Genomic DNA, 8,399 nt, shown 5'->3' with positions numbered 1-8,399 from the left:
GAGGCGTTCACGAACTCGACCCGGTAGGTGTAGGTTCCCACCGGCCTCCCACTGACCTGCAGCGTCGCCTTCTGCGCGGCGGGCGTGTTCTCGGTGAGCGATCCGGAGGCGACCTGCGTGCCGTTCTCGTAGAACCGGTAGCTGCTCGCGTTCGTCCCCCACCACATGTTGGCGGTCACGGTGTAGGCGCCGTCCTTGTCCCAGTTGTCGTGGCTGAGCGAGGGTATGCCCGGGTTGGCCTGCGTCACCGTGACCGTCACCGGCGCGGTCGCCGTGGTCCCCTTGGTGTTGACGAGCTCGCCCGTGTAGGCGTAGCTGCCGTTGGCGCGTCCCGTGATGGGAACGACCACCCGCTGCGCAGCCGTGCCCTTGTAGGTGAGGGGCACGGTCGCGATGAGCGAGCCGTTCTCGTAGAGCCGGAGCAGTGACGCGTTCTCCCCCGACCACAGGTTCATCGTCACGTTGTACCTGCCGTCGTGGAGCCCGCTGTCCCAGCCGTTGTCGTGACTCAGCGTGCCCTTCGCCGGCGCGGCCTTCGCCGCGTCGACCTTCTCGTCGGAGACCCTCAGGATGACGGTGCCCTGCGGCGGGACGCTGATCTGCTCGTAGAGCATGACCGACGTCGTACCGGGGGCAGCCGAACCGTGCAGCTGCTGTGCGCCCGAGAGCAGAAGCGTCGCCTTCGCGAGGCCGCCGGGGGTGAACGAGTACTCGCGGTCGGCGGTGGTGTTGATCGCGATGATGTAGGGACCGTACCTGAGCACGCCGAACTCCGGGCGCCCGACCAGCATCTTCTCGATGCCGTCGCGACCGCTCAGCCCGAGTGCGGGATCCCTGACATCATCGGCGATCCAGGCGAGCGGGAACTCGAATCCATCCATCGCCTGACCGGTGATCGGCCGCTGGGCCGCGAGCGGGTCGGCCGGCAGGGCCCACCCGCCGGGCGGGATCACTCCGGCTCCGACGTCGTTGATGGAGTAGTCCCACATCAGCCAATCGCCGTGGACGGTGAAGACCGGCGAATCGGCCTCGAGCTCCGGTCGTCCCGGGTATGGCCGGGACTGCTGGATCATCCGAACGGTCGCCGAACGCTGGTAGTCCTGCCGGACCCAGTGCACTCGTCCATAGCTGTTCATCCCGTGCCGGGCACGGAAGTAGAGGTTGGCGTAGACGAGGTCTTCCCCGTCCTTGATGGCGACGACGGCGTTCTCGGGGTCGGCGAACACGAAGTCCGGATTGCCCCACGCCGTCGGGAGCGCCGGCAGCGAGGAGCCGGGAGCGCTGCCGTCGATCTCGGCCCATTGCGGGATGTGATGGGCGATGAACCGCATCGCGTTCAGGTTGACCCGCCCGTTTCGCGTGACGATCATTCGGTCGAGCGAAGGGGGGAGCTGGCCGTCGCGCATGAACTCCCGCGTCGCACCGATCATCTCGGCGGAGTGCTCCCCCAGCACCGCTACCGCCTGCAGCGGGTTGCCGTCCCATGCCGTGTACTGCAGATAGGTGGCATAGCCCGGATAGGTCTCGTTCCGCCAGCCGATCACCGTTTCCTGAGTGACCACCCGGTGCCCCTCGGCGTCGACGTCGGCGATCCGGAATCGCAGGCGCGTCTCGATGATCTGGATCATCCGGTCGCGGATCGACACCATCCAGGGCTCCGACGTGCTGGGCGCATCGACGCCGCGGACCATGGCCTCCCACATCATGGCGAGCCAGTCCGTGACTTCGCCGTAGGCGCCCACGTAGCCCAGTTCTCGAGTGAGCCCCGCTTCGGTCACCTGGAAGTAGTTCGCACCGACCACGCGCTCGCGGCTGCCGTCTTCGAGAACGGCCCCGAGAGACGGGGCAAGCCCGAGCGCCTCCTCGATGAACCCGCGCATCTCCGCCTGAGGGGGCGCATCGGCCGGGAAGTAGGTTGCGAGCGCCCGCTGCACCTGGATGAGACCGATCGTGGCGATCTGCACCTGGTTGGTGTAGTGGGGGAAGTGAAGGCGCCAGAAGCTCCAGCTCGCGAGAAGCATCTCCTTGTACGCCGCGCGCCGCGTCGGGGTTCCGCTCAAGGGGCGATCGACCTTCGCGTCGAGGAGCGTGATGTCGTCGAACCAGGCGGAACCCGCTCCTTCGAGGCGCAGCGAGATGTCGGCTCCGACGACGTTCGCCGGAACGGTGATGTCGGTGCTGACGAACACCCAGTCCTGATCGGGCTTGGCGGCCGCCCAGATCTTCGTGTCGTTCACGCCGTTGTACCGCACGATCGAGCCTGCCGCGTCGTACAGGATCACGTTCACATACGCGCCCCGGTTGGCGGCGGTCTCGGTGCCGCGCGTGCGGATCCAGCCCCCGAACGTGTACCGCTCGCCGGCGACGATCTTGTTGCGCGTGGCCGAGTTGAGCACGGTGACCTGACCGGCGGCGTTGACGATGCGGGCCGAACGCGTGCCCGTGGTGCCCGGTCGCACCTGTGCGGTGTCGATCGCGACCTCTCCCTGGTTGGGAATCCAGCCCGCCTTCGACCAGCCATCGGTCGTGGTGCCGCTCGCTTCGAACCCGGGGTTGGCCGGGTAGCCGCCCGCGGCGAGATCCAGCATGGTGACGTCGTCGAACCAGGCGGTGCCCGCCCCGGCGAGGCGCAGCGACACGTCGGCGCCGACGACGGTGGCGGGAATCTTGATCTCGAGGCTGACGAAGATCCAGTCCTGGTCGGGTTTGACCGGCGCCCAGGCGCGGATGTCGTTCACGCCGTTGTACTGAACGATGGCGCCGGCGGCGTTGTACAGGAGGACGTTCAGGTAGGCGCCGCGGCCCGCGGCCGTCTCGGTGCCGCGCGTGCGGATCCAGCTGCCGAAGACGTAGGTGCTGCCGACCGTGACCTTCGCCCGGGTGGACGAGTCGAGGAGCGTGGTCTGGCCCGCGGCGTTGGTGATCTTCACCGAGCGCGTGCCCGCGCTGCCGGGGCGTGCTTGAGCGGCGTCGATCGCAACAGCGCCCTGGTTGCCGAGCCAACCCGGCTTGGACCAGCCATCGGCTGCCGTCGAACTGGATTCGAAGCCGGGGTTCAGGAACGTCGAGGTGGACCCGTAGACCGGCTGGTCCAGTGCCGTCTCGACCTTCTGGCGGTCGTGCCCGCCGAGCAGGGAGAGAACGTGGCCGACCCGGCCGAATCCCTGCCATTGCTGATCCGACCCGGTGAGGACGGCGCTGTTCGCCTTCCATGCCCGGTAGCGTCCGTCCACGCCGCGGAAGGTGCGCTCGAACGCGTCGTTGTTGAGGTACGCCGGGTTGGCGCCGTTCGGGTCGTTCCAGAGGAAGCCTTCGGCGAGCTCCTGGATCTGCCATCCGTCGAAGTTCGCGGTGCTGGCCGTCGTCGCCAGACTGGTGAGATCGGAGATGACGCGCGCACGGATGCCGTCGATCGTGGGCTGTTCGTCCGTGCGCGGCCGCGTCGCCGGGGCCGGAGCGGGGCCGTACGAGTCGTCTGTGCCGGGCACGAAGCACGCTTCGGTGTGGGTGTAGATGCGATAGACCGGGCGCGAATCGTTCTTCAGGTTGTAGAAGAACGACTGGGGCGTTCCGCCGTACGCCCAGATGCGGCCCTGTGCGCGCAGCTCGAGTTCGAGGGAGGTCTTGCCGGCGGTGAGGTGCTCCGGCAGCGGCAGGGTGTGGACGAAGAACCGCCCGGGAGTGCGCGGGTGCGTACCGAGGATGTCGACGTTGTCGATCACGCCGGCCTCCTGGTATCCGATCTGCAGACCATCGCCGGTGAACAGCTGCAGCCGCCACTGGTTGCCGTCGACCTCATCGAAGTCACCGCCCCACAGCTTCACCGAGACATAGGTCGTGCCCTGCGGGGCGACGGCCATCGTGAACCGCACGCTCCCGCCCCAGTACGAGGCAGGAGTGGTCGGGTGGAAGATGCGGGAGGGCTGCGAAAGCGCTCCGGTCTGCGGCGTGGACAGCAGCGCGGTGAGCGCGTGCTGCGACTCGGACGTGGAGTTGCCCAGCTCGATGGTGTCGAGCAGCCCCGACGCCGCCGCGCCGTCCGCTGGCGCTTCGGCAGCCGAGGCCGGTGCCCACGAGAACGGCGCGGCCGCGAGCCCCGCACCTACTCCCGAGCCGACCAGAAAGTTCCGCCTGGTGAGTTCCATGAATGCTCCTATTCGACGTCGATGTCACAGAGGGGGCGCCATCGCTGCTGGAACGCTATCGGAAAGCGCATTCCACGTCTACAGCGAATTTGTTCGCGGCGGCGGGAAAGCTCCTGCCGCCGGGTTCGGGGTACGTCAGGCGGCGGAAACGTCCTCGTCGCCGACGCGCTGCGGCTCGCGATGCGTGTCGCTGTGAGACTCGCGCGCACCGGTGTCGCTGCGCACGGTTCGAGACCAGGTCGTCGCCGATGTCGAGCCCCCCGATGCGGGGTCCGCAACGGTGGGCGGCACGGGGCGGGCGGTGACGGCGTTGTCATCCTGCGTCCACGCCTCACGCATGATGCGGCGAGGATCGTAGGCACGCGGATCGTAGGCCTTCCAGTCGATGTCATCGAACTCCGGGCCCACCGATTCTCGGGCTCGCGCCTTCGCCTCGGTCAGCCCGCGCCGGACGATCTCGATGAACTCGGCCAGTCGTCGTGTTGCGGCGGGCAGACGCTCGGGGCCGATCAGCATCGCGGCGAGCACGCCGAGAATGATGAGCTTCTCCATGGTCAAGCCGAGCACGGTGCCTCCATCAGATTCGAGTGACGGGCGGGCCGTCTACGAGCAGCTCGAGACGAGCGCTCGCCCGACGGTCGTGGATGAGTGCGACCCCGCACGCGGCAACGTACAGCAGCACCATGGGGATGGCGAGGAGAAACATCGACAGCACGTCGGCGGCAGGCGTTGCTATCGCCGTGAAGGCCGCGATCGCGAGCACGGCCCATCGCCACCCCGCGAGGAGCGATCGCCCGGAGACCACTCCCACGAAGTTGAGGAAGACCATCAGCACGGGGACGACGAAGGCGACGCCGGTGATCAGGATCAGCTTGAGCACGAAGTCGATGTAGTTGCGGGCGTCGAGCAGGGCCGAGTTGCCATCCGGCACGAACCCCAGCATCAGATCGACCATGTGCGGCACGACGAGCCAGCCGGCAGCCCCGCCGAGCAGGAAGAGCGGGAATGCGGCACCGACGAACCCCAACGCGTAGAGGCGTTCCCGGCGCCGGAGACCGGGAACGATGAACGCGAAGATCTGATACAGCCACACGGGGCTCGACATCACCACACCCGAGGTGAACGCGATCTGCAGACGCAGGTCGAACGCCCCCGAGACCGTGGTGAAGTTGATCATCGCCGCGCGCGCAGCTGTGTCGGTCGCCGCCACGGGCTGCGCGAGCACGTGCCACAGCAGATCGGTCAGAACGAACCCGACCACCGTGCCGGCGGCGATGGCCGCCGCGGCGATGACGAGACGGCGGCGCAACTCGACGAGGTGCTTCTTCAGCGGAATGGGGGCGTCCACCGAAGCTGGCCGGCGACGGAACATGCTCAGGAGACCAGGGGCCCTGGGCGTGCTGCATCCGAAAGCGCGACCGGCGAGATCGGGTCGGGGGCTGCGGCGAGCTCCGTGGTCTCAGCATGCCGCTCCGACGCCTTCGGCTTCACTTCCTTCTGAAAGATCCTGACCGACTGACCGACTCCCTTGGCCAGCGCGGGCAACCGGCTGGCGCCGAAGATGAGCAGGACGATGGCCAGGAGGATCAGTCCATGCCAGCCTGTGAGATTCGCCACGGTGACTCCTTTGTTCCAGTGTGTGCGAGGTTGTTCCGCTGCCCATGCCAGCGGGACGGAATGCGTTTTCCGGGAGTCTCGCACACGACCGGCGTTTGCACAACAGAGAGTTCTTCCGGAGGGCGCGGATGCTCCGTCAGCAATGGATGCTGCGTCAACAGTGGATGCTGCGTCAGCGTTCGACGAGGCTGCGTCAGCGTTCCACGAGGATGCCGTCGGCGTCCGCCCACACGTGAGCCCCGGGGCGGAACGAGACCCCCGCGATCGTGACGGGCACGTCGACCTCACCGGCACCGTCCTTCGCGCTCTTGCGCGGATTGGAGCCGAGGGCCTTCACCCCGAGCGGCAGGGTGCCGATCGCTACCCGGTCGCGGATCGCCCCGAAGACGATGATCCCCGCCCAGGCGTTCTCGACGGCGGATGCCGCGATGAGGTCGCCCACGAGCGCCGACTCGAGCGATCCGCCGCCGTCGACCACGAGCACGGCGCCGGCCCCGGGGGTTGCGAGGGTCTCCTTCACGAGGGCGTTGTCGCGGTGGCAGCGCACCGTGCGGATCGGTCCGTCGAACGCCACCTCACCTCCGAAGTCGTGAAACTGGAGGGCGAGCGAGTCGAGCTCGTCGCCGCGCGTGTCATAGAGGTCGGCGGTCGCGATCATCATGGCGCCAGGGTACCGAGCGGGCGGGCGCACACTGGCCCGGCGCGCCTGCCAATCCGCGCCCACGCACCGCCGGCGCGTGGTTAGGCTGAACCATGGCCGCGAGAATCCTGTCGGTGGGCACCGCGGTCCCGGCGACCCGCCTCAGCCAGTCGGTCGTGCGCGACTTGTTCGCCGCGCAGGAGGGCATCGACCGCCTGGCCTCGCGGCTCATTCACGCGGCGTACGACCAGTCCGCGATCGAGTATCGCCACTCGGTGATCACCGATCTCGGGTCGGGACGCGACGGCGTCTTCATCGACGGCACCACCGGCGAGATGCACGCTCCCTCGACCGGCACCCGCAATGACGTGTACCGGCGGGAGGCGCCGGCGCTCTACGCCGGCGCGGCGGCGGACGCGCTCGAGCGGGCCGGCGTCGCGGCATCCGAGGTCACCCACATCATCACCGCCTCGTGCACGGGGTTCTTCGCGCCGGGACCGGACTTCCGGCTGGTGCGCGACCTCGGCATCCGCACCACCGCCGAGCGCTACCACCTCGGGTTCCTGGGGTGCGCCGCGGCCTTTCCCGCCATGCGCGCCGCGAGCCGCATCAGCGACGCCCAGCCGGACGCCGTCGTGCTGGTCGTGTGCGCGGAGCTCTGCTCGCTGCACATCCGCTCCTCCCGCGACCCCGAGCAGATCGTCGCCGGCGCCGTCTTCGCCGACGGCGCAGGCGCCGCGATCATCACGGCCACCCCGCCCCGCGTCGCCGGCCCCGTCTTCGAGATCGGCGAGTTCTGCACCGCGATCACCAGCGAGGGCGAGAGCGACATGGAATGGACGATCGGCGACGAGGGCTTCGAGATGAAGCTCACGGCCGAAGTGCCGCGCATCGTCGGGCGCGAGATCCGCAGCGTCGTGCGCACTCTGCTCCGCGGAGACGCCGACCCCGCGACGGAGGTGGATGCCTGGGCGGTGCACCCGGGAGGGCGCAGCGTGCTCGACCGCGTGCAGGGCGGGTTGGAGCTCTCCGACGAGGCGATGGATGTCTCCCGCTCGGTGTTGCGCGACTACGGCAACATGTCGAGCGCCACGGTGCTGTTCATCCTCCAGCGCATCCTGGCGGACGACGCCCTGAGCGATGGCGCCGGGGTGGCGGGCATGGCGTTCGGGCCCGGACTGACGGTGGAGGCCGCCCGGTTCACGCGCCGCGTGGTCGAGGCCTCGGCCCCGGCGCTGTGAGTGCCGGGCTCGACCGCCGCAATGCGGCGCTCGTCGAGCTGATGGACGACCCCGGTTGCGACCCCGCCCGCCTGCGCCGCACGCTGCACCGCTTCGCGATGGTCAACCGCCTTCTCTCCGGGTGGGGTCGCGTCTATGAGGCGCACGTGCGCCCGAGCCTTGTCGCAGGCGGTGGGCGCGGACGCCTGCTCGACATCGGATGCGGCGGGGGAGACGTGCTGCGCCGCCTGGTCGCCCGCGCCCGCGCCGACGGGTTCGCGGTCGAGGGTGTCGGCATCGACCCCGATGAGCGCGGGCTCGCGGTCGCGCGCGCAACGCCGGTCGACGGCATCCGCTATCGCCCCGCGGTGAGCGCGGAACTCGTGACCGAGGGTGAGCGATTCGACGTCGTGGTGTCGAACCACCTGCTGCATCACCTGAGCGCCGCCCAGCTCGACGGGCTCGCGGCCGACTCGAGCGCCCTCGCGTCGCGGATCGCCCTGCACTCCGACATCGCGCGCGGCCGGGTGGCATACGGCGCGTACGCCGTCGGGGTCACCCCCTTCGCGCCCGGCTCGTTCCTCCGCACCGACGGGCTGCGCAGCATCCGCCGCAGCTACACGGCGGGCGAGCTGCGCGACGCGCTTCCCGGGGGTTGGAGCGTCGCCGCGCCCGTGCCGTTCCGGCTGGTCGCGCGCTGGCAGGCGTCGTGAACGGCCCCGACCACGACGCGATCGTCGTCGGCGCGGGGCCCGCCGGCCTGCTGATCGCCGCGGA

At 69.2% G+C, this 8,399-nt stretch carries 6 protein-coding genes and 1 pseudogene; 2 read left to right on the top strand and 5 right to left on the bottom strand.

Features of this window, described 5'->3' with window-relative positions:
- The 5 genes and pseudogenes from VNT50_RS07870 to rraA form a co-directional block, all read right to left on the bottom strand.
- Positions 1–4,145: pseudogene (locus tag VNT50_RS07870) on the bottom strand (hypothetical protein); the annotation flags it as partial.
- Between the two features lie 135 nt (positions 4,146–4,280).
- Positions 4,281–4,697 carry a twin-arginine translocase TatA/TatE family subunit gene (locus VNT50_RS07865; RefSeq protein WP_325484558.1) on the bottom strand — a complete coding sequence of 139 codons (417 nt, stop codon included), beginning with the start codon at positions 4,695–4,697 and terminating at the stop codon, positions 4,281–4,283.
- 25 nt (positions 4,698–4,722) lie between these two features.
- Complete coding sequence (gene tatC, locus VNT50_RS07860) at positions 4,723–5,493, bottom strand: twin-arginine translocase subunit TatC (protein ID WP_325484557.1); 771 nt, start codon at positions 5,491–5,493, stop codon at positions 4,723–4,725.
- Positions 5,494–5,519: 26 nt separating this feature from the next.
- Positions 5,520–5,762 (bottom strand): twin-arginine translocase TatA/TatE family subunit, encoded by a 243-nt coding sequence (locus tag VNT50_RS07855; RefSeq protein ID WP_325484556.1) that lies wholly within the window; start codon positions 5,760–5,762, stop codon positions 5,520–5,522.
- Between the two features lie 193 nt (positions 5,763–5,955).
- The gene (gene rraA / locus VNT50_RS07850) at positions 5,956–6,423 is read right to left on the bottom strand and encodes a ribonuclease E activity regulator RraA (RefSeq protein WP_325484555.1); all 468 of its coding nucleotides are present in this window, start codon (positions 6,421–6,423) and stop codon (positions 5,956–5,958) included.
- A gap of 92 nt (positions 6,424–6,515) precedes the next feature.
- Between rraA and VNT50_RS07845 the strand changes: the two genes are divergently transcribed.
- Positions 6,516–7,643: a type III polyketide synthase gene (locus VNT50_RS07845; protein WP_325484554.1), complete on the top strand. Its 1,128-nt coding sequence runs from the start codon at positions 6,516–6,518 to the stop codon at positions 7,641–7,643.
- On the top strand, positions 7,640–8,335 hold the full coding sequence (locus VNT50_RS07840) for a methyltransferase domain-containing protein (protein WP_325484553.1): 696 nt from the start codon (positions 7,640–7,642) through the stop codon (positions 8,333–8,335). The genes VNT50_RS07845 and VNT50_RS07840 overlap by 4 nt, the downstream gene beginning before the upstream one ends.
- Positions 8,336–8,399: the final 64 nt, after the last annotated feature.

The sequence above is a fragment of the Microbacterium sp. genome (assembly GCF_035554235.1).
In the GTDB taxonomy this organism is placed as follows: domain Bacteria; phylum Actinomycetota; class Actinomycetes; order Actinomycetales; family Microbacteriaceae; genus Microbacterium.
This window is presented reverse-complemented; position numbering and strand designations above follow the sequence as displayed.

What these genes read in the sequence shown, in the direction of transcription:
- VNT50_RS07865 (WP_325484558.1), bottom strand. Translation starts at nt 4,697, where the DNA reads ATGGAGAAGCTCATCATTCTCGGCGTGCTCGCCGCGATGCTGATCGGC.
- VNT50_RS07845 (WP_325484554.1), top strand. Translation starts at nt 6,516, where the DNA reads ATGGCCGCGAGAATCCTGTCGGTGGGCACCGCGGTCCCGGCGACCCGC.
- rraA (WP_325484555.1), bottom strand. Translation starts at nt 6,423, where the DNA reads ATGATGATCGCGACCGCCGACCTCTATGACACGCGCGGCGACGAGCTC.